The organism is Aeromonas aquatilis (genome assembly GCF_054052405.1).
The window spans coordinates 1-20106 of sequence record NZ_JBSTYP010000008.1 but is presented as its reverse complement, the minus strand read 5'-3'; the positions used below and the strand labels follow the sequence as shown (position 1 = coordinate 20106).

Annotated in this window: 19 protein-coding genes; 7 read left to right on the top strand and 12 right to left on the bottom strand. The window is 60.0% G+C overall.

Features of this window, described 5'->3' with window-relative positions:
- The first annotated feature begins 67 nt into the window (after window positions 1-67).
- The 4 genes from pstB to ACW5W8_RS04360 all read left to right on the top strand — a co-directional run bounded on the left by pstB (window position 68) and on the right by ACW5W8_RS04360 (window position 3700).
- Window positions 68-886 carry a phosphate ABC transporter ATP-binding protein PstB gene (pstB, locus tag ACW5W8_RS04375; RefSeq protein ID WP_005334102.1) on the top strand — a complete coding sequence of 273 codons (819 nt, stop codon included), beginning with the start codon at window positions 68-70 and terminating at the stop codon, window positions 884-886.
- Between the two features lie 31 nt (window positions 887-917).
- Complete coding sequence (phoU, locus tag ACW5W8_RS04370) at window positions 918-1628, top strand: phosphate signaling complex protein PhoU (RefSeq protein ID WP_236346667.1); 711 nt, start codon at window positions 918-920, stop codon at window positions 1626-1628.
- Window positions 1629-1818: 190 nt separating this feature from the next.
- A complete protein-coding gene (paeA, locus tag ACW5W8_RS04365; protein WP_139406437.1) occupies window positions 1819-3138 on the top strand; it encodes a polyamine export protein PaeA in 1320 nt (439 codons plus the stop codon).
- 19 nt (window positions 3139-3157) lie between these two features.
- Entirely contained in the window at window positions 3158-3700 is a 543-nt protein-coding gene (locus ACW5W8_RS04360) for a hypothetical protein (RefSeq protein WP_069555291.1), read from the top strand.
- A gap of 116 nt (window positions 3701-3816) precedes the next feature.
- Here ACW5W8_RS04360 and ACW5W8_RS04355 read toward each other — a convergent pair whose 3' ends face one another.
- Window positions 3817-4656: a sterol desaturase family protein gene (locus ACW5W8_RS04355; RefSeq protein ID WP_498626577.1), complete on the bottom strand. Its 840-nt coding sequence runs from the start codon at window positions 4654-4656 to the stop codon at window positions 3817-3819.
- Window positions 4657-4838: 182 nt separating this feature from the next.
- On the opposite strand from ACW5W8_RS04355, the gene ACW5W8_RS04350 reads away from it, so the two are divergent.
- A complete protein-coding gene (locus tag ACW5W8_RS04350; RefSeq protein ID WP_498626576.1) occupies window positions 4839-5630 on the top strand; it encodes a substrate-binding periplasmic protein in 792 nt (263 codons plus the stop codon).
- Between the two features lie 108 nt (window positions 5631-5738).
- On the opposite strand, the gene ACW5W8_RS04345 is transcribed toward ACW5W8_RS04350, so the two are convergent.
- The 3 genes from ACW5W8_RS04345 to ACW5W8_RS04335 all read right to left on the bottom strand — a co-directional run bounded on the left by ACW5W8_RS04345 (window position 5739) and on the right by ACW5W8_RS04335 (window position 8322).
- Window positions 5739-6482, bottom strand: coding sequence for an amino acid ABC transporter ATP-binding protein (locus ACW5W8_RS04345; RefSeq protein WP_498626575.1), 744 nt, complete (start codon window positions 6480-6482; stop codon window positions 5739-5741).
- Window positions 6466-7425, bottom strand: a complete 960-nt coding sequence (locus tag ACW5W8_RS04340; protein WP_498626573.1) for an amino acid ABC transporter permease — start codon at window positions 7423-7425, stop codon at window positions 6466-6468. Before ACW5W8_RS04340 ends, ACW5W8_RS04345 begins: the two co-directional genes overlap by 17 nt.
- Window positions 7426-7521: 96 nt before the next feature.
- Complete coding sequence (locus ACW5W8_RS04335) at window positions 7522-8322, bottom strand: transporter substrate-binding domain-containing protein (protein WP_498626571.1); 801 nt, start codon at window positions 8320-8322, stop codon at window positions 7522-7524.
- Window positions 8323-8842: 520 nt separating this feature from the next.
- Between ACW5W8_RS04335 and ACW5W8_RS04330 the strand changes: the two genes are divergently transcribed.
- Entirely contained in the window at window positions 8843-9976 is a 1134-nt protein-coding gene (locus ACW5W8_RS04330; RefSeq protein ID WP_498626570.1) for a GGDEF domain-containing protein, read from the top strand.
- 91 nt (window positions 9977-10067) lie between these two features.
- On the opposite strand, the gene ACW5W8_RS04325 is transcribed toward ACW5W8_RS04330, so the two are convergent.
- The 8 genes from ACW5W8_RS04325 to ACW5W8_RS04290 form a co-directional block, all read right to left on the bottom strand.
- On the bottom strand, window positions 10068-11402 hold the full coding sequence (locus ACW5W8_RS04325; RefSeq protein WP_498626569.1) for an MFS transporter: 1335 nt from the start codon (window positions 11400-11402) through the stop codon (window positions 10068-10070).
- Between the two features lie 21 nt (window positions 11403-11423).
- On the bottom strand, window positions 11424-12944 hold the full coding sequence (gene uhpB, locus ACW5W8_RS04320) for a signal transduction histidine-protein kinase/phosphatase UhpB (RefSeq protein WP_498626568.1): 1521 nt from the start codon (window positions 12942-12944) through the stop codon (window positions 11424-11426).
- The gene (gene uhpA / locus ACW5W8_RS04315; protein WP_005334071.1) at window positions 12941-13531 is read right to left on the bottom strand and encodes a response regulator transcription factor UhpA; all 591 of its coding nucleotides are present in this window, start codon (window positions 13529-13531) and stop codon (window positions 12941-12943) included. The genes uhpB and uhpA overlap by 4 nt, the downstream gene beginning before the upstream one ends.
- A gap of 192 nt (window positions 13532-13723) precedes the next feature.
- Window positions 13724-14119 (bottom strand): nucleoside diphosphate kinase regulator, encoded by a 396-nt coding sequence (gene rnk / locus ACW5W8_RS04310; protein ID WP_498626567.1) that lies wholly within the window; start codon window positions 14117-14119, stop codon window positions 13724-13726.
- Between the two features lie 245 nt (window positions 14120-14364).
- Window positions 14365-15102: a substrate-binding periplasmic protein gene (locus ACW5W8_RS04305; protein ID WP_498626566.1), complete on the bottom strand. Its 738-nt coding sequence runs from the start codon at window positions 15100-15102 to the stop codon at window positions 14365-14367.
- An 82-nt stretch (window positions 15103-15184) separates the two neighbouring features.
- The gene (locus tag ACW5W8_RS04300) at window positions 15185-15871 is read right to left on the bottom strand and encodes a hypothetical protein (protein WP_498626661.1); all 687 of its coding nucleotides are present in this window, start codon (window positions 15869-15871) and stop codon (window positions 15185-15187) included.
- Window positions 15872-15942: 71 nt separating this feature from the next.
- The gene (locus ACW5W8_RS04295; RefSeq protein WP_498626564.1) at window positions 15943-17334 is read right to left on the bottom strand and encodes an alkaline phosphatase; all 1392 of its coding nucleotides are present in this window, start codon (window positions 17332-17334) and stop codon (window positions 15943-15945) included.
- Between the two features lie 11 nt (window positions 17335-17345).
- Complete coding sequence (locus tag ACW5W8_RS04290) at window positions 17346-18743, bottom strand: alkaline phosphatase (RefSeq protein WP_498626563.1); 1398 nt, start codon at window positions 18741-18743, stop codon at window positions 17346-17348.
- A 323-nt stretch (window positions 18744-19066) separates the two neighbouring features.
- Between ACW5W8_RS04290 and ylqF the strand changes: the two genes are divergently transcribed.
- Window positions 19067-20017: a ribosome biogenesis GTPase YlqF gene (gene ylqF, locus ACW5W8_RS04285; protein ID WP_498626562.1), complete on the top strand. Its 951-nt coding sequence runs from the start codon at window positions 19067-19069 to the stop codon at window positions 20015-20017.
- Window positions 20018-20106: the final 89 nt, after the last annotated feature.

Below are 20106 nucleotides of genomic sequence, written 5' to 3'. Positions count from 1 at the left end.
CTCTGCACCAATACGTGAGGGGCGCCGGCAGCTGTCCGGCCACTCCAGATAGATTTTGAGGTAACAGATGATCAACGTAACGACCACGTCTACCCAGCACACCGCGCTGGACCTGCTCAACCTGACCCCGGAGCAGACCGCGCTGGAGGTGAAGGATCTCAACCTGTACTACGGCAGCAAGCAGGCGTTGTTCAACGTCAACATGAAGATCCCCAAAGGGCAGGTGACCGCCTTTATCGGCCCGTCAGGCTGTGGCAAATCGACCCTGCTGCGCTGCATCAACCGGATGAACGATCTGGTGGAGATCTGCCGCATCGAGGGAGAAATCCAACTGCACGGCCATAACATCTATGACAAGAGCGTCGATGTTTCCGCCCTGCGCCGTCAGGTGGGCATGGTGTTCCAGCGCCCGAACCCCTTCCCCAAGTCCATCTACGAAAACGTGGTCTATGGTCTGCGCCTGCAGGGGATCAACGATCGTCGCACTCTGGATGAAGCGGCCGAGCGCTCCCTGCGCGGTGCGGCCCTGTGGGACGAGGTGAAGGATCGTCTGCACGACAACGCCTTCGGTCTCTCCGGTGGTCAGCAGCAGCGTCTGGTGATTGCCCGCGCCATTGCCATCGAGCCGGAAGTGTTGCTGCTCGATGAGCCGACCTCGGCGCTCGACCCCATCTCCACCCTCACCATCGAGGAGCTGATCAATGAGCTCAAGAGCCAGTTCACCGTGGTGATCGTGACCCACAACATGCAACAGGCCGCGCGGGTGTCGGATCAGACCGCCTTTATGTATATGGGCGAGCTTATCGAGTACTCGGATACCAACACCATTTTCACCACCCCGGCCAAGAAAAAGACCGAAGATTACATTACCGGTCGTTACGGCTAAGGCATAATCGGAGCAATCAAGGATTATTTGTATGGACAATATGAACCTCAATAAACACATCTCCGGTCAATTCAATGCCGAGCTAGAGAGCGTGCGCAACCAGGTGCTGGTGATGGGCGGCATGGTGGAGCAGCAGCTCACCGACGCCATCGCGGCGATCCACGATCAGGATCTCGATGCGGCGCGCAAGATCGTGGCCAACGACCACAAGGTCAACGCGATGGAAGTGGCGATCGATGAGGAGTGCACCCGCATCATCGCCAAGCGTCAGCCGACCGCCTCCGACCTGCGACTGGTGATGGCCATCATCAAGACCATCACTGATCTGGAGCGCATTGGCGACGTGGCCGACAAGATCGCCCGCATGCTCACCGACAACGCCAACAAGCCGCAGCCGCCGCTGGTGTCGCTGGAGAACATGGGCCGTCGCACCATCAAGATGCTGCACGATGTGCTCGACGCCTTCGCCCGGATGGATCTGGATGCGGCGCTGGCGGTCTACAAGGAAGATGACAAGGTGGACCGCGAATACGAGTCCATCATTCGCGAGCTGATGACCTATATGATGGAAGATCCCCGTACCATCCCCCAGGTCCTCAACGTGCTGTGGGCGGCGCGGGCTATCGAGCGGGTTGGCGATCGCTGCCAGCACATCTGCGAGTACATCGTCTACTACGTGAAAGGCAAGGATGTGCGCCACACCAAGGCGGATGATCTGGGCACCTTGCTGGGCAAGGGCTAACCGGAAGTGAATAAAAAGGCGCGTGAAGCGCCTTTTTTGTTGCATAACTGGTCGGAGTAAGATAAAGCCCCCAACTGGCTGTTTTCTGATAGAATACTCCCCCTGTGTGAGTCCCGGATGGGCTCACGGTCCGGTCTCCCGGGCCCAGTTTGCCGTCTTGTGCTAAGGCGGGTGTAGCAATAGGTTAATCATGAGTTTTGCCGATAGTTTGTTCTTTTTAATGCTGCTGGTTGGCGGCAGTGTGTTCTTCTCCCTCTCCGAGATCTCTCTCGCCGCGTCTCGCAAAATCAAATTGCAGGTGATGGCGGATGAAGGTAATCGCCAGGCCGAAAAGGTGCTGGCCCTGCAGGCCCAGCCGGGCAACTTTTTCACCGTGGTGCAGATTGGCCTCAATACCGTCGCCATTCTGGGCGGTATCCTGGGTGAGTCTGCCCTCAACCCCGCCATCAAGGGGATTGTCTCCCAGTTCTACCAGGGCCCCTGGCTTGGCGAGATCAGCTCCGGTGCCTCCTTCGTGTTCGTCACCGGTATGTTTATCCTGATCGCCGACCTGATGCCCAAGCGTCTGGCCATGACCATGCCCGAGCAGATTGCCGTGGTGGTGGTGCGCCCCATGCTCTTCTTCGTCACCGTGTTGATGCCGCTGGTGTGGGTCTTCAACGGATTGGCGAACTCCCTGTTCCGTCTGATGCGTGTCTCCACGGTGCGCAACGACGAGATCACCTCCGACGATATCTATGCGGTGATGGATGCCGGTGCCGAGGCGGGGGTTATCCAGCGCGAGGAGCATCAGCTCATCGAGAACGTATTCGAGTTGCAGTCCCTTGGTGTCACCTCTGCCATGACGGCCCGCGAGAGCCTCATCTACTTCACCCTGCAAGAGAGTGAAGAGAGCATCAAGGCGAAGATCGCCGAACATCCCCACAACAAGTTTCTGGTCTGTGACCACAACCTCGACAGCATCAAGGGCTTTGTCGATGCCAAAGAGTTGCTGATCCGCGTTATCGGCGGCCAGAGCATTGACCTTATCGGTGGCAACCTGGTGCAGAACGTCATCATCATCCCCGATACCCTGAACCTCTATGAGGCGATGGAGTACTTCAAGAATCATCGTGGCGACTTTGCCGTGGTGATGAACGAGTACGCGCTGGTGGTGGGGATTGTCACCATGAACGACCTGATGAGCACCGTCATGGGCGAGTGGGCGACCCACGTGGTGGAAGAGCAGATCGTCCAGCGCGACGAGAACTCCTGGCTGGTGGACGGGGTCACCCCCATCTCCGACGTGATGCGCGCCTTCGATATCGAAGAGTTCCCCGAGAACCAGAACTACGAGACCATCGCCGGCTTTATCATGTATATGCTGCGCAAGATCCCCAAGCGCACTGACTCGGTCAAATACGCCGGTTACAAGTTCGAAGTGGTGGATATCGACAGTTACAAAATTGATCAGCTGCTGGTTACCCGGGTCGAACCGGCTATGGCCGAGAAGCCAGCTCAGGAATCGTAAAAGGAGCGACATAAGAGTCATGAAGATGCAGTCTCATTCCCGTGCGCTGGCCTGTGTCGCGCTCGCCCTGGCACTGGGTGCCTGTAGTCAGAGTGCGCCGCGCAAAGCCACAGTGGCAGCCAAGCCGGTTGCCCCCAAGCCTGCCGTGGTCGTGCCGCAGCCGGATCCAGATGCGGTGGTACAAAGTGGCATGGCCGAGCCGAGCCCGGTCTTTGACGAGCAGTATCACGGCCCGGATCAGGGTTCGCTGGAGTCGGTGACCGCTCTGTTTGCCCGTGGTTATATCGAGTCCGCCATGCGCGAGACCATGCTGGCGGCGGTGCACAACGACTATCCGCTGCTCGGCATGCGGGATGTGCGGTTGACCGATCCGGTCTCCAAATTCCTCACCTCCGAGCATGCGGCCACCACGGCCCATGATTACCTCTATGCCGGCGTACAGCGTCGCCTCGGTCGTCCGCTCAGCCCTGCCCAGTGGGAGCAGATCTGGCGTGGCCTGCCGCAGCAGGGTCGGGTCTCCGACTGGGTCAAGCAGATCAAGCGAGTGCTGGCCGGGCGTTAAGTTGCCAGCGGATCAAGATAGTGATGAGGCCACCTTCGGGTGGCCTCTTGCATTTCTGCTTTTGCATGCGGATTTCTATGGATACTGATTGCCGCCTTGCTATCCGGGGCTGGGGGTCAACGGCTGGCGGGCCCGGCCGGTTTGCCAAACAGCACTGCGAGCTTTTGTCGCCACGGCAAGCCACGGGCGTCGCGCAGCATATCGCGCCACTCGTGGAAGGTGAGAGTGAGGGGGTTGAAGCTGTGGATCGGCTTGGTGATGCCAAAGCGACACGGCTCGGCCGGGTCTTCCTCGACAAAGGTGCCAAACAGCCGATCCCAGATGATCAGCACCCCGGCGAAGTTGCGGTCTATGTATTTGGCGTTGCTGGCGTGGTGCACCCTGTGGTGGGAGGGGGTGTTGAAGATCCACTCCAGCCGGCCGAGTTTGCCCACCACCTGGGTGTGGACGAAAAACTGGAAGCCCAGGCTCAGCAGCACGGTGGCGACCACCGCCTCGGGCGGGAAGCCGATGACAATCATCGGGATCCAGAACAGCCACATGCCGGAGATAGGATACATCAGGCTCTGGCGAAAGGCGGTGGAGAGGTTGAGTCGCTCCGAGCTGTGATGCACCACGTGGGAGGCCCAGAGCCAGCGCACATGGTGGCTGGTGAAGTGGAACAGCCAGTAACAGAGATCCTGCAACAGGAAGAGCAGCAGCACGCTCCAGAAGGTGAGCTCGATGTAGAACAGTCGCCAGCCCCAGAGGGTGTCGTAGAGGTAAGCGATGGTGATGGCTGCCAATGCATCGCCCCCCTGATGCATCAGAGCCAGGGTGGCGTTGGCCAGCAGATCTTTCCACTGGTAGGTGGCAGTGGGAAAGGCAGCGCCATGTTTGCGCAGGTAGAGCATCTCCCAGCCGATAAAGGCCAGAAAAATCGGGGAGAGGTAAAGCAAAAGCAGTTGCACATCCATATGCGGCCATCCATTCAGAGCAATTGCTCTCCAGCATAAAGGATGAAAGCAATATTTCATTAACATTTTCAAGCCTCTTACCCGATGGCTGCTGGCGGGTTTACAGTGAGGCCGCAATTCAATCCGATGGATGGTGGCCGCAGACTATGCTTGATGCAGATTGACTGTCAGAGGATTCGACGATGCGTATCTGTGTTTATCTGTTGCTGGGATTCTGCCTGCTGGCACAGGCCAAAACCCGGGTGGAGATAGTGGCGGATGCCGCCTACCCCCCCTACTCCTGGCAGGAGGGGGAGGAGGTCAGGGGGATCTATGCTGACATCATCCGCGAGGTAACCTCTGCTATGTCTGACTATGAGGTAGTGCTTAAACCGATGCCATGGCGCCGCGGCCTCAGCATGGTGGAGCAGGGCCGTGCCTTCGCCATTTTTCCACCCTACTACCTGCCCGATACCCGCCCTTATATCTGGCCCTACTCCCAGCCGATGCTCGATGAAGAGCTGGTGGTGATGTGTGGCACCGCGGTGGCAGCCAATACGCCGCAGGCCAACTTCCCAGCCGACTATGGCGGCCTGCGTTTTGGTATGAATGCCGGTTTTGCCATCGGTGGCGATGCCTTCTGGCAGGCGGTGAAAGAGAAGAAGATCGATGTGGAAGAGGTCAAGAGCAATCGGGAAAATCTGCTCAAAATTGTGCGGGGGCGGGTGGATTGCACCATCAACGATCGCCTCTCCCTGCTCTATGAGCTCCTCAGCATGCTCAAGGGAGAGCAGTTGGCGGTGGCCGATATGTCACTGCTCAAACAGGGGCCTGTGCTCAGCAAGGAGCAGGGGTTTATCGGCTATAGCCGCAAGGGGGAGTTTTCCTACAAGCAAGACTTCATCGAACAGTTTGACAAGGGACTCTATCAGCTCAAAAAGCGTGACGGGGTGAAGGTGATCGTGGAACGCTATCTGGGAAAGACCCCGCGCTGAGCCGATAAAGTGAGTGCTAGGATTCAGCAGGGTTGAGTCTGCTCTCGCGTGGCGCACAAAAAGAGGGATCTGGGCATCCCTCTTTGTTTATCCGACTGTGAGTGTTGGCTATAGCACCTGACTCAGGAACTGGCGCAGGCGGGGGGAGGGGGGATTGTCGAAAAACTCCGTTGGCTTCTCGTCCACCAGCAGCTCACCACTCTCCATAAAGAGCACCCGATCCGCCACTTCCCGGGCAAAGCCCATCTCGTGGGTCACCACCACCATGGTCATCCCCTCGCGGGCGAGCCCCTTCATCACATCCAGCACTTCGCCCACCATTTCGGGGTCGAGCGCACTGGTGGGCTCGTCAAACAGCATGATGCGTGGCTGCATGGCGAGCGCCCGGGCAATGGCTACCCGCTGTTGCTGACCGCCGGAGAGCTGGGACGGATAGCTGGCCGCTTTCACCGACAGCCCCACTTTCAGCAGCAGTGCCTTGGCTCTGTCTTCGGCCTCTTTGCGCGATAGCCCCCGCACCTTCTGCGGAGCGAGGCAGATATTATCCAACACCGTCAGGTGGGGGAAGAGGTTGAAGGACTGGAACACCATGCCCACCTCTTCCCGCAGCTTGTTGACATCGCCCGGCTCGGTCAGGCAGATGCCGTCGACCACGATATTGCCGTCGTTGATGGTCTCCAGCTGGTTGAGGGTGCGCAGGAAGGTGGACTTGCCCGAGCCACTGGGGCCGACGATCACCACTACTTCCCCTTCGGCTACCTCGGTGCTGACATTTTTCAGGGCATGCACTTCGCTGCCGTAGAACTTCTCAACGCCGGTCGCTTTGATGATGGGATCAGTTGCTGCGTGCATATTTCACCTCGAGACGGCGTACCAGGAAAGAGAGGGTGCCGGTCAGCACCAGATAGAGCAGGGCCACGGTGAACCATACCTCGAACGGGCTGAAGGTGGAGCTCACCACCTCGCGCCCCGCCTTGGTCAGATCGGTGATGGAGATGACCGAGACTAGCGAGGAGTCCTTGATCAGGTTGATGAACTGGCCTGCCAGCGGTGGCAGCACCCGCTTGAACGCCTGCGGCAGGATGACATAGCGCATGGTCTGGGCGGACGTCATACCCAGGCTGCGGCCCGCCTCCATCTGCCCCTTGTGGATGGAGCTGATACCGGCGCGGACGATTTCCGCCACATAGGCGCCGGTAAAGACCGCCAGCGCGGCGACCCCGGCGGTGAAGCGGTCGAGGTTCAGCACGGTGCCGATAAAGAAGTAGACGATGAAGATCTGCACCAGCAGCGGCGTGCCGCGGATCAGCTCAACGTAGGTGACCGCCAGATTGCGCAGGGCGGGATTGGGGGAGAGACGCGCCAGCCCGGCCAGGGTGCCGAGCAGGATGGCGAAGATGCCCGCCACCAGCGAGAGCTTGACGGTGACCCAGACGCCCCAGGCGATGGGGCCTGCGGTCCAGCTCAGTTGGGTGTCGAGGGTATCGCCACGAAAAACGGTATCCCCTTCGGCGACTTGTACGCCGGTGCTGGCGATGGCTTGCCGCACATTGGGGTCGAGATCGTCTTGCAGGAACAGCTTGCCCTTCTCGGCCTCGCTGGTGCCCGCCATCACGGTGCCGTCAAACTCGGCGTAATTCTTCTGTTCGGCCTGATAGGCGATGTATTGGGGGATACGTTCCCAGCGCCAGGTGTAATCCACGGATTGGACCGCCTTGTAGATGCCAAATACGGCAACCAGCAGCATCAGCAGGAAGACGCCCTGCCAGAGGAGCTGATTAGGCTGTTTTTCCATCTGTCTTGTCGGTTTGGGTGTGTGCACAGTCACAACCTCTTCTCGTTATTGTGTGGGGTGTTGCGAGAGGGGGCGGCAAGGCGCCCCCTTTTGAGGTTATTTGAGCTGGTTCAGCCAGGCGTTGGATTCGAACCACTTCTTGTAGAGACGGTCGTAGCTGCCATCGCCCTTGATCTGGCGCAGGTAGTTGTTGAACCAGTTGAGGGTGTCCTGATCCCCTTTGCGGATGGCCCAAGCCAGCGGCTCGAAGGTGAACGGCTGGTCGAGGTGCACCACGGCGCCCTGATTCTGGGAGGCAAAAATAGCGTTGTAGGGCAGGTCATAGACGAACGCATCGACCTTGCCGTTGATCACTTCCAGCTTGGCGTCATCCTGAGTTTCAAACTGCAGCAGGGTCGCTTTGGGGATCAGGCGCTTGACTGCCTGCTCGCCAGTGGTGCCGAGCTTGACCGCGATCTTGTACTTGGGATCGTTGAGATCGCTGAAGGATTTGATTTCGCCGGCCTTCTCTTTGCGCAGGACGATGGTCTGCCCGACCACGATGTAAGGATCGGCGAAGTTGACCCGCAGGTTGCGCTGGGGAGTGACGGTCATGCCGCCCATGATGACGTCGAACTTGTTGGTCAAGAGTGCCGGAATGATGCCATCCCAGGCGGTATTGACGAACTCGACCTTCACGCCCATCTCTTTGGCGACCATCTTGGCGAGATCCACGTCAAAGCCGATGTACTGGCCCTGCTTGTTGGTCATCTCGAAGGGTTGATAGCCGGCGTCGAAGCCGACTCGCAGCACGCCGCGTTCGAGCACGGCATCCAGGGTGGACGTGGGTGCAGGTGTCGGGGCCGCCGTGGCGATCCCGCAAAACAGCAGGGTAGAAAGAATCAGTTTTTTGATCATAAGTGACGTCTCTGTCGGTGGTGTGTTCGGCCTTGAACCTGATCCCGTGCGACTCCGTGGCACAAGAGACTGCTGCATCCGGCAACAGGCAAGACAGGATGAATGTCTTGAGCGGGACAAAAGCCCCATATGAGATGCTATGAATAGTGGTTGAGTGAAAAATGTACCAAAAACAGATTGTGTCAGAAGACTCAACAGGTTAGAGACATTTATTGCTCATGGCTTCATTCATAAAATCACACGAAAACAACATATCTATCTAATGGGGTGGGTTCAAGCCCAAATTATCCCCAAGACATTTTGTTACAAAGCCTGGGTGCCGCTTGCAGCTCTCATTGTGCTAGTGGGCTCCGTAAGAGGCTTTTCGTGGGGCTGATACGAATATGCATTGGTGGGATATAACACTTATTGCTCTGTTTGACAGCAAATGAACGGGCTTTATTGTGAAAACCATCAATTCCCACTGGGTCTTGGCAAAGGCTTCTCATATACTCAGTTACCCTCTCTGCATGGCTTTGGTATGGACGCCTCACTACTGCTTAAGCTGGATATTTTTACCTTGATGATCATGGCCTTGTGTGGCTATTGTCTCGGTTTCCTCACGCTCACCATCATTCGTGTTACCCACAACGATATTCCCGGCGTCGGGGTCTGGTGGTGGTCCAGCCTGTTTGCCATGCTGGGTCAGGCGGGATTTGTCAGTCTGCTGCTGACCCCCACTCCCTACGGCTCCTGGGTGGGCAATGTCTTCCTGATTTTTCATGTGTCGTTGCTGCTGGTTGCCCAACGATCTTTCTTCGGTCAATCGCCTGGCTGGCGTGCCTGCTGTGGCACCATTCTGTTGTTTGCCATCATCATGACCTGGTCGGTCGCCATCGATGGCCGGATTGCGGTGCGGGTGATGATCAGCAGCGCCACCTTCCTCGTGCTCAGTACGCTTATCATCTGGCAGCTCTGGCGTCACGGCCGACCCGATTATCAGGTGGCGGTCTGGGTGCTGATTGGTCTCAATCTGGTGCTGATTGCCATGACCCTGATGCGGATGTTTACCGTGTGGGGCGAGGTGATCGAAAGCCCGTTCCAGCGTCAGCTGTTCAACGTGCTGCCCTATGTCTCCATGCTGGTGGGTAGCTCCATGCTCACCTTCGGGGTGTTGCTGCTCTGTAACCAGCACCGGGCGTTGGAGCTGCGCTATCAGGCCAGTCATGACCCGCTGACCGGCTTGTTCAATCGCCGTGGTTTTATGGAGCGTCTGGCCCGGGGACGCCCTGCAGAGCAGGGGGCGTTGGTGGTGCTCGATCTGGATGACTTCAAGCAGATCAACGATCGGCATGGTCATGAGGTAGGTGATCGGGTGCTGGAGCGGGTCGGGTTGGCACTGCGCGAGCTGGAGGGAGTATTGGCCAGTCGCTTTGGGGGAGAGGAGTTTGTGCTGCTGTTTCGCCATGCCACCGCAGAGGAGGCGATCGCCCGTTGTCAGTCACTGCGGGTTCAGCTTGCGGCCAGCGAGGTAGAGGGGATCCATATCACCGTCAGCATGGGTATTGCTCACTGGCAGGGGGAGTGGCACTTTGACAGCCTGTTCAGCTGTGCGGATGACGCCCTCTATCGGGCCAAGCGGGAAGGAAAGAACCGGGTCTGTCAGGCTGCCTGAGGCAGGGATAGGTTCAGGGATAACAGCAGGGCGCGATGATCCGCGCCCTGCTGCTTCTGCTTGCCGGCTATGACGTGTCAGATGCCATCCGTTACTCTGAATTTGCTTGAGCTGTTCTCGGTGCCTGCGCCTTGAGAAAGGGGAGCAGCAGCAGGGCCGAGACACCCGCCGCCACCGAGATCACCACGAAGAAGCCGTTCCAGTGCCAGATCTCCATCACCTTGGCCAGCGGATAGCCCGACAGCGCCGCCCCCATATAGGCAAAGAGACCGACAAAGCCGGTGGCCGCCCCCGCCGAATTTTTGTGGGAGCACTCCGCCGCCGCCATGCCGATCAGCATCTGGGGGCCAAACACGAAAAAGCCGATGGTGAAGAAGCAGGCCGCCTGCATCACATAGCTGAAAAAGGGCATCAGCCAGAGCGATCCCACCGCCAGCAGGATCCCCACCGCAAAGATGAGGTTCATCGGGCCGCGGTTGCCGTTGAACAGCTTGTCCGATCCCCAGCCCGCCACCAGAGCACCGATAAAGCCCCCCACCTCGAACATGGAGATGGCCGAGTTGGCGCTCATCAGATTGAAGCCGCGTTGCTCGGTCATGTAGAGATTGCCCCAGTCATTGATGGCGGTGCGAACCACATAGACCAGCACGTAACAGCAGGCCAGCAGCCAGATATAGGGGTTGCCCAGTACATATTTGCGCAGGATCTGGCGATGGGATAGCCCCGCATCCTGAGTCTGCTGGGCCAGCTCCATGGCATCCTTGCGCCACTCACCCACTGTCGGTAGTCCCATGGCACTCGGGGTATCGCGCAGCCGCCAGCAGAGGAACAATCCCGCGATGATGGCGATAAGGCCGGGCACTATCATGCCGTAGCGCCAGCCATGTTGCAGGGCGATGGTGCTGACGATAAGGGGGATGAGCGCGCCGCCGACGTTGTGAGCTGTGTTCCAGGCCGACCACCAGACTCCGCGCTCGGTACGCGAATACCAGCTTGTGAGCAGCTTGGAGCAGGGGGGCCAGCCCCAGCCCTGGAAGAAGGCGTTGGCGACCCAGAGGGCGGCAAACATCCAGAGTGCCGACGAGAGGCCGAACAGTATGTTGATAACGCCGGTGGCCATCAGTCCGACACCCATAAAGTAGCGCGGGTTGGCGCGGTCACTGATGATGCCGGAGAAGAACTTGGAGCAGCCGTAGGTGATGTAGAACAGGGTCCAGAGCATGCCGATGTCGGACTTGTCCAGCATGCCGCTCGCCAGCATGTCAGGCATGGCGAAGTTGAAGCTCTTGCGGGTGAAGTAGAAGACCGCGTAGCCCAGATACATGGTCAGCAGCAGGTGCAGCCGCCAGTGGCGATAGGTGGCATCGATCTCGGCCTGATCCCGGATAAGGGGCCGGGGCGGCGCGCTTCTCATAAAACTCAGCACAGGCAGGCCCTCTGGTGGTGATTAGCCATGACTTTCTTCCCGTCTGCGACTGGGCAGGTTGACCGTCAGCTGGGTGCCGTGGATGCAGGAGAGTTGCAGACTGCCCCCGAGGGCCTGTACCCGCTCGCGAATACCGAGCAGGCCATAGCCCTGTTGCGGGCGGCTTTCCGGTAGACCGCGGCCATCATCTTCCAGCACCAGTTGCAACTGCTCGCCGCTGGCCCGGGCGCGAATGGTGACCGAGTGGGCGTTGGCATGTTTGACCACGTTGTTGAGCCCCTCCTGACAGACCCGAAACAGGGTGACCCGCTGGGCATCCGAGAGATCCCCATCTGCCAGTTGCCATTCCAGCCGGGTGACGATGCCGTGACGCTCCAACTCCAGTTCTCTGAGTAGCGCCCGTACCGCCTGCTCCAGAGTCATGTCGTCGAGCTGGCGCGGGCGCAGCCGCCCGAGCAGACCGCGCACCGCGTCGTAGATCCCGAGCGACAGTGTGTCGATCAGAGCGCTGCTCTGGACCACCCCGGTATTGTCGGGGGCGAGGCGGCGCACTATGCCGGCCTGGGTACGAATGGCTGTGATGGTCTGGCCGATGTCATCGTGCAGCTCGCGCGCCACCTCCTTGCGGATGCTCTCCTCGGTCTCCAGCAGCCGCTCGGTGAGCTGGCGATTGTGGGCGAGCTGGCGGGTCAGCGCCTGATTGAGTTCGCGCTGGCGCTGGATCCCGGCGCCGAGCAGCAGGCCGGTGAGGCTCTGGGCCAGCAGGGAGAGCAGCAGATCCAGCGGGTGATCGTGCCAGGCCTGACTGGCCAGCAGGGCGATGGTGTTCATTAGGGTGGCGAGCAGCGCCCCTTGCCAGCCGTAGCGCCACGCCATGGCGATGATGGGGATGGCCAGACAAAACGGGGTGAAGCGTACCAGCGAGTTGGGCAATCCCAGTTGCAGCCAGAGGCTCAATACGAACAGCAGCAGATACCAGACCAGATGGCGAAAGCGCCACTCTACCGGCTGATCCACCAGTGCAGGACCGAGCGGCACCCAGGTGGCGCGGGTGAGGTAGTGCCAGATCAGCATGCAGGTGGAGGTCAGCGTCAGCCCGCCGGTGAGGCTTAGCAGCAGGGCCGAGAGGCCATCTTCCCCCGCCAGATGCCAGAGCAGGGCTTGCAGCAGCGCCGCCGCCGTGACGGTGGCGAGCAGCAGCAACAGTTGCTGCCAGTCGTTGCGCACCTGCTGGCGACGGGCAATCAGCAGCGGCAACAGGGTCAGCAGACTGCCCGCGACCAGCCACGGCCAGTGGGGCAGCCCCACCTCCAGATTGAGCCAGTAGAGCAGCAGTCCTTCGCACAGCAACAGCGGCGGCCAGTAGTGGCCGGGACTTTGCAGCAGCAAGCCGAGGCGCAGGCCGAAGGGGAACAGCAGCACCGCCAGCGCCGGGCCGCCCGCCAGATGCAGGCTGATGCTCCAGAGGCAAAACCAGCCGGCGGCAAAGATGAAGCAGGCCGCCAGCGCGATGGCGACATAGCTGGCAACACGGGAGATCACCAGCTATCCAGCATGCGGTGGGCCAGCTCGACGTTGTTGCTGACCTTGAGCTTGTCCATCAGGTTGGCACGATGGACGTGAACCGTCTTGGGGGAGAGGCCGAGCTGCTCGGCGATGGCCTTCACCTCCAGCCCCTGCGCCAGTAACTGGGCAATCTCCCGTTCCCGATTGGTGAGGGGATCCCGGCTGCTGCTGGCCAGTTTCTGGGCGATGTCCGGTGTCAGATAACACCCCCCCTGGGCGGCGGTACGCACGGCGGCGATCAGCTCGTCCGGACTGCAGCGTTTGGAGAGAAACCCCTTGGCACCGGTCTGCAGTGCCTGCTCGATGAGGGCCGGACTGTCGTGAACCGAGAGCATCACCACCGCAAGGCCGGAGGGGAGCTGTTTGAGCAGATCCAGCCCCGACTGGTCGGGCATCGAGATGTCGCAGACGCAGACCCGAGCGCCACTGCCGGGTAGACCGGCAAGGGCGTCGCTGGCGGAGCCGAATTCGGCAACCACCTGCAGATCGGGCTCCAGATTGAGCAGTTGGGCAAAACCGGAACGGACGATCTGGTGATCGTCGATGAGGGCAATTTTTATCATGATGTCAGCCTGAAATTCGGTGCGTCATGACCATGACGCGGCCAACAAGATACCTGCCCCCCGAGTCAGGCTCAAGCAGCAGCAGGAAAAGGGGCTAAAAACCGGGGGGCAAGGTGCGCAAAGCTTGATCGGGATCAGCTGGCAAGGGCGAGCAAGCGGGCTGATCAACAGGGGATGACCAGCCCGGGGGACTCAGCGGTGCAGCTCGCCGGCGCGCTCCGGCTGATAGACCACTTCCAGAATTTCGACCTCGATGGTGCGACCGGCCGGGCCCGGCCAGGCGATGCTGTCGCCCACTTTCAGACCGAGCAGGGCGCTACCCACCGGTGCCAGTACCGAGATGTTGCTCTCGTCACCCTTGGCATCGCGCGGGTAGACCAGGGTGAGGCAGAACTCGGTGCCGCTGTTCTGCATCTTGAAGCGCACCTTGCTGTTCATGGTGACGACATCGGGCGGCATATCGGCCGGTTCGCGGATCTCGGCGCGGTCCAGCTCCTCTTGCAGGGCCAGATGCTGCGGGTGGTTGCCGAGCAGTTGTTCGATACGATCCAGATCAAGGCTGGAGATAACCAGATGAGGTTGTTTCATAAGATATTCCTTATCAATAGCGGATAGGCCCATACCGGCGGGTGCAGGTTGGCCATCACGCAAAGTGTTACAAAAATGGATTCAACAGGTTCAATCGATTGAAAATGCCATGCCCCCAAGCGACTCGCGGCCGAAGGAGCGAGGCGGGGGCTCAGCAGGGTGTGAGCAAATGCGAGGAAATAGCGAGTATTTTCATAGGCCTACCATAACTATTCTGGCCAGCCTTGGCAACCGTGATTGAGTGACTACTCAGGAGCCTGATAATTGTTCTGACGGATGATCCGCGCCAGGGTACCGTCACGGCGCATCTCGTCGATGGCGGCTTGCCAGCGCTGCGCCTGCTGGAAGGGGAAATCCTTGTGGGCAGCGACAAATAGCTGGGTACGCATCAGGGTTTCACCGGGTACAAGCAGCGTCGGAGAGAAGCCCTCTTGCTGCTGGCTATAGAGAATGGCATTCCAGGCGGCCGCCCAGGCATCGATGCGTCCCCGTTGCAGCTTGTGGGCATTGAGATCTTCGGTCGCTACCGTTTGGCTGGCCAGATTGACCCGCTGTTGCAATAAGTATTGCCCGAAGGAGTAGCGCAGGGTGCCGACCCTGAGTGCAGGAAGATCCTTCACCCTGAGCGGGATGGGGTGAAAGCGGCGATCACTGACGATGACGAACTCTTCATCGAGGATCGGGGTCACCCAGTAGTAGAGGTGCTCCCGCTGGGAGCTGCGCACTGGCGGGATCAGTAGTACATCCTTGCGATGGGTGGTCTGCGTGAGGGCCCGGGCCAGTGGCATCAGCTCGATGGTCAGCGGCTCTTTAAGGCGACGGGCGGCCTCTTCCATGATTTCGATGGCGATCCCGCCTGGCTTGCCGTGGGCGGTACGAATGATATAGGGGGGCAGATCGGCCGCCACCAGCACAATAGCCTGCGCGCCGGTGTGTACCAGCAATAACAGCAGGGTAAAAAAGGGCAGGCAGAGAACGCGCATCAAGATCGTGAGCCAGAGTCGAATGGTCAGAGTGTAACATTCCTGCCTGTGTTGTCGTTGTGCCCGATGAAGGGTTGGGATCTCAGTCGAAGAAATCCCGCAGATCGCGCACTTCGTAATCAGCGAGCTGTTGCCAGGGGAGCTGAGCGGGTAGCTTGCGCAGGGTCACCTCCATCCGGTAGCTGCGATAACCATCGAGGCTGGCCGACTCGACCACCAGCGGGATATGCCACTGACTCGACCAGAGAATCCGGGTTCGTTGCTGCCCTTCGCGCTTTTCATACCAGCGGGCCTGCTCGGGGGCGGCCTCATCCAGCGGGGTCATTCCCTCGATCAGCGCCGGGTTGACGAGATGGCGGATCCGCAGCCAGTCGGGTTTGAAGGCCACCTGGCCATACTCTTCCACCGGCACCTCAACCAGCTGGTTGTGCCAGCTGTCGGCATAACGCAGTTGCAGCTCACCTTCATCACTGCGGCTGACCCAGCGGGCCGCCATCTGGTGGGTAAAGTGTTTGTGGCCGGGGGGGGCGTCGTGAGTGGCGTGATAGGCACGGGCAAGGGGGAGGGGAATGAGCCGCTGGCTCCACACCTGATTGCCCACCCGCAGCCACTTCTCTTGCCAGACGCTCTCTCTGGCGATGCCATCGCTGCCGGTGTTCCGGTCGTGATAGCTGATCCGGGCGGCGAGATCCGGGGGCGTGTCGTCAGCATGCAGGGGGAAGGCGAGGGTGCTGCCAAGCAGCCATAACGAAAGCAAAAGTCGCATCATCATCTGTCGCTCGAAAGAGCGGGGCCCGGGCCGCTGAGTCGATTGCTCAGATGCACCCGGGCCCCTGTTGCTTACAGGCCGAGCGCCTCCCGCAGTTTGCCAAACACCTTGGTGTTATCCAGCGTGCCTTTGAAGCGGTTGCTGCCGGCGCCATCGGCAAACAGCATCACATCGCCGCCGCCGTGGGTTTCCGATGCCAGCTTGACGCCGGTCTCCTGCAGGTAGTCATTGGCCATCACCTGATCGCTGGTGAGGACCGGGCGCACGGCCGCACGATTGGGGCCGTTACCGAACACCAGGGTGGTGAAGGGCTTGCCATCCACGTCGTTCTGGGTCGAGCCGTCGCCATTTTTCACCAGATCCAGCACCGGATTACCCTTGGCGGAGTAGCCGTTAATGGTCATGGTGTGGTCATGGTCGGCGGTGACCACGATCAGGGTATTATTGAGATCCACTTTACCCAGCGCCGTCTTGACCGCCTCATCCAGTGCCACCGCGTCGGTGAGCGAGCGCTTGGCGTTGGTGCCGTGCAGGGCATGATCGATCCGGCCGCCTTCTACCATCAGGAAATAACCCTGACTGTTCTTGCTCAGCAGGTCGATCGCCTTGGCGGTCATTTCGGAGAGGGACGGCTGGGTATTGGCAGCCCCCTTGGCGACCCGATCCAGCTCGTAGTCGAGGTGGGATTTGCTGCTGAACAGACCGAGCACCTTGCCGCTGGTGACCTTGGCCAGTTCACTTTGGGTGGTGACATAGCTGTATCCCTGCGCCTTCATCTCGGCGGTCAGGTCGCGGTTGTCATTGCGACCGCCCTTGTTGCTGGCGCTGTAGGGGGTCCAGTGGTTGGCACCACCGCCCATCAGCACATCGACCCCATCCCCAAGCGCCTGGTTGAAGCCTGCGCCCCCCGGTACAGCCTGGGCGGCGATGGCATAGGCGGCATCCCGATGGCAGATATGGGCGTAGGTGGCTGCCGGGGTGGCGTGGGTCAGCTCTGTGGTGGTGACGGCGCCAACCGATTTGCCTGCCGCCTTGGCCAGCTCCAGGATGGTGGGCACAGGTTTGCCGTTATCGCTGCTGCAATTGTTGACGGTTTTGTTGCCATTGACGTCTTTGCCGGGGGCGACGGCTTTGGTGTCGCTGCTCATGGCGATCACCTCGTTGTTCATCTTGACCCCGGTGGTGTAGGCCGCCATGGAGGGGGCCGAGTCGGTGGTCTGGGCATCGTTGGAGAAGGTCTTGATGCGAGCGCTGCGAGTCAGCTTCATCATCTCCAGATTGCCCTCTTCCCCCACCTTGAACAGGCGGGTGGCGGTGAGCACGGTGGGGCCCATGCCATCACCGATAAAGAGAATGACGTTTTTGGCATCACCGGCCTGTGCCTGGGAGGTTGAGCCCAGCGCACTGAACAGGGCGGCGCAGACCAGCGTGTACTTGATGGATGTGTTCATCTGTTTGCTCATGAAAGTGCTCCTTACAGCTTGGCCGCAGCCTTGATCTTGCCGAACACGGCGGTGTTATCGAGTGAGCCATGGAAGCTGTCAGCCCCCTTGCCGATGGCGCCGAGGAAGACATCGGTGCCACCGTGGGTCTCGTTGCCGATCTCGCCCACCTTGACCACCACTTCCTGGTGGTAGTCATTGGCGGAGACGGTGGCATCGTCGAGCGGAGCGACGCTGCTGCGCGGGCCATCCACCCGGTTGTAGCCGTTGCCAAAACCGATGATGGTGTAGGGCATGCCCTCGCTATCCTTGCTTGGCTCGCCCGTCTCGTAGTTCTTCACCAGCCCGAGTACGCCGGGGTTGTCGGCGGTGGTCTTGCCGGTGCGCTTGGCATAGCCGTTGAGCACGAGCGTGTGGTCGTGGTCGGCGGTGACCACGATCAGGGTGTTTTTCAGCTCGGGGTCGCTCTTTTTCACCTCGTCGATGGCGGCCTTGATGGCGTTGTCGAAGGCGATGGTGTCCTGCAGCGCCCGCTTGGCGTTGGTGTCGTGCAGGGCGTGGTCGATGCGGCCCCCTTCCACCATCAGGAAGTAACCCTTCTCTTTGCCCTTGAGCTGCTTGATGGCAGCCAGGGTCATCTGGGCCAGTGACGGCTCGCTGGCAGGGCGGTCCAGGTCATATTTCATGTGGCTGGAACCAAACAGACCCAGCAGCGGTTTGCCCGCATCGGCCTTGTTCAGCTCATCCAGATTGCTGGCAAACTGGTAGCCCTTGGCCTGCATTTCGCTGATGAGGTTGCGGCCATCTTCCCGCTTGCCCTTGTCAGCTTTGGGCAGGAAGAAGCTGCTGCCGCCACCGAGCACCACATCCAGCCCCTCCTTGAGGGTGCTGTTGTAGCCTTTGCCGCCCGGCACCAGCTGGACGGCGATATCGGCCTCCAGATCCCGGTTGCAGATATGGGCATAGGTAGCCGCAGGGGTGGCGTGGGTCACCCGGGTACTGGTTACCACGCCGGTACCGCGGCCATCGGCTTTGGCCAGCTCCAGCAGGGTAGTCACCGGCTTGCCGGCGCTCTTGCTGCAGTCGCTTTCATAGGTGGCGTCGCCGTCCATGCTGATGACGCCGTTGTTGCTCTTGACCCCGGTCATGTAGGCCGCCATGGAGGGGGCCGAGTCAGTGACCTGAGCATCGTGGGAGAAGGTCTTGATAAAGGCCGTCTCTGGCAGAGTATCGATGGTGAGATCACCCTCTTCGCCGACACCGTAGATGCGGGCGGCCGTCAGGGTGTTGAGGCCCATGCCGTCACCGAGGAAGAAGATGACGTTGGTGGGTTGGGCTGCGGGCTTGGTCGCCACCGTGTCATTGTCTGATTTGCAGCCGGCAGCCAGGGCGGCGCCGATCATCACTGCAAGTCCTGCCATTTTTCTCATTGGGGTTCGCTCCTTGTAAAACCTGAGCGCAGCCTAGAGGGGGCAGATGACACTTTTACTGACTATCGGTGACGGTTGTGTGAAAAGATGATAAAAATGTTACACTATATCAATGTGTTATCTATCAATTGAGCAAGTTGGCCCGGTTGTTTCCGGCAAGGTTGCTTCGCCTCGGCGGTTTGCTGATTTGATGAGGTGATGGTTAGAATGACCTGTCAAAAGAGGCCCGCAGCAGGTAAAATGCGCCCCCTTCGTTCGATGCCCGCGGCAGAGCGCCTGTTGTTTCATGCGCGCGCCCGCAGCCCCCACAGAGAGTAACGGATATGTCCATCAACTGGTTCCCCGGTCACATGCACAAGGCCCGCAAAGAGATTGCCGAGGTCATGCCCCAGGTCGATGTGATCATCGAGATGCTCGATGCCCGCATCCCCTTCTCCAGCGAAAACCCGCTGGTGCCCGAGCTGCGTGGTGATACCCCGGTGATCAAGGTGTTGAACAAGGCGGACCTCGCCGATCCGGCGATCACCGATCTGTGGGTGGCGCACATGGAAAAAGAGAAGGGGATCAAGGCGCTGCCGCTGACGCAACAAGAGCCGGAGAAGATCAAGCAACTGCTGACCCTCTGTCACGAGATGCTGCCAGAGCGCAATCTGGAGCTGCGCGGCGTGCGGGCGATGATCATGGGTATTCCCAACGTGGGCAAATCCACCCTGATCAACACCCTGGCCGGGCGCATCATCGCCCGCACCGGCAACGAGGCGGGGGTAACCAAGTCCCAGCAGCGGATCAAGCTGGATAACAACGTCATCCTGACCGATACCCCGGGTTTCCTCTGGCCCAAGCTCAATCCGCCCTCCTGCGGTTATCGTCTGGCCATCACCGCGGCCATTAAAGACACTGTGTTCGACTATGCCGATATCGCCATGTTCGCCGCTGACTACTTCATCAAGGCCTATCCGGAGCGGATCAAGGCGCGCTACCAGATTGACGAGCTGCCCGAGACCGAGATCGAGCTGCTGGAGATGATCGCCCGCCAGCGGGCGTTTATGCGCAAAGGGGGGCTGGCCGACCTGCACAAGGCGTCCGAGATCCTGATCAACGAGTTCCGCTCCGGCCTGCTGGGCCTCATCTCGCTGGAGACGCCGGAGATGGTGAGCGTTGAAATCATGGAGGCTGATGCCGAGGCTGAGCAGAAAGCCAAAGAGAAAGCGGAGCGGGAAGAGGAGCGCCAGGCGCGGGCCCGTCGCAAGTACGCCAAGAAGCGTCAGCGTTAACCGGCATTGAGCTCGGTGTTAAAGAAGAGGGGGGCCGCCGGCGGGGCCGGCGGGGGTGTGGGGGGAAAGGGACGCCCGCGGACGCCGGG

Coding starts and splice junctions, on each gene's coding strand:
- pstB (WP_005334102.1), top strand. CDS start 68: ATGATCAACGTAACGACCACGTCTACCCAGCACACCGCGCTGGACCTG.
- phoU (WP_236346667.1), top strand. CDS start 918: ATGGACAATATGAACCTCAATAAACACATCTCCGGTCAATTCAATGCC.
- paeA (WP_139406437.1), top strand. CDS start 1,819: ATGAGTTTTGCCGATAGTTTGTTCTTTTTAATGCTGCTGGTTGGCGGC.
- ACW5W8_RS04360 (WP_069555291.1), top strand. CDS start 3,158: ATGAAGATGCAGTCTCATTCCCGTGCGCTGGCCTGTGTCGCGCTCGCC.
- ACW5W8_RS04355 (WP_498626577.1), bottom strand. CDS start 4,656: ATGGATGTGCAACTGCTTTTGCTTTACCTCTCCCCGATTTTTCTGGCC.
- ACW5W8_RS04350 (WP_498626576.1), top strand. CDS start 4,839: ATGCGTATCTGTGTTTATCTGTTGCTGGGATTCTGCCTGCTGGCACAG.
- ACW5W8_RS04345 (WP_498626575.1), bottom strand. CDS start 6,482: ATGCACGCAGCAACTGATCCCATCATCAAAGCGACCGGCGTTGAGAAG.
- ACW5W8_RS04340 (WP_498626573.1), bottom strand. CDS start 7,425: ATGGAAAAACAGCCTAATCAGCTCCTCTGGCAGGGCGTCTTCCTGCTG.
- ACW5W8_RS04335 (WP_498626571.1), bottom strand. CDS start 8,322: ATGATCAAAAAACTGATTCTTTCTACCCTGCTGTTTTGCGGGATCGCC.
- ACW5W8_RS04330 (WP_498626570.1), top strand. CDS start 8,843: ATGGACGCCTCACTACTGCTTAAGCTGGATATTTTTACCTTGATGATC.
- uhpA (WP_005334071.1), bottom strand. CDS start 13,531: ATGATAAAAATTGCCCTCATCGACGATCACCAGATCGTCCGTTCCGGT.
- rnk (WP_498626567.1), bottom strand. CDS start 14,119: ATGAAACAACCTCATCTGGTTATCTCCAGCCTTGATCTGGATCGTATC.
- ACW5W8_RS04305 (WP_498626566.1), bottom strand. CDS start 15,102: ATGCGCGTTCTCTGCCTGCCCTTTTTTACCCTGCTGTTATTGCTGGTA.
- ACW5W8_RS04300 (WP_498626661.1), bottom strand. CDS start 15,871: ATGATGCGACTTTTGCTTTCGTTATGGCTGCTTGGCAGCACCCTCGCC.
- ACW5W8_RS04295 (WP_498626564.1), bottom strand. CDS start 17,334: ATGAGCAAACAGATGAACACATCCATCAAGTACACGCTGGTCTGCGCC.
- ACW5W8_RS04290 (WP_498626563.1), bottom strand. CDS start 18,743: ATGAGAAAAATGGCAGGACTTGCAGTGATGATCGGCGCCGCCCTGGCT.
- ylqF (WP_498626562.1), top strand. CDS start 19,067: ATGTCCATCAACTGGTTCCCCGGTCACATGCACAAGGCCCGCAAAGAG.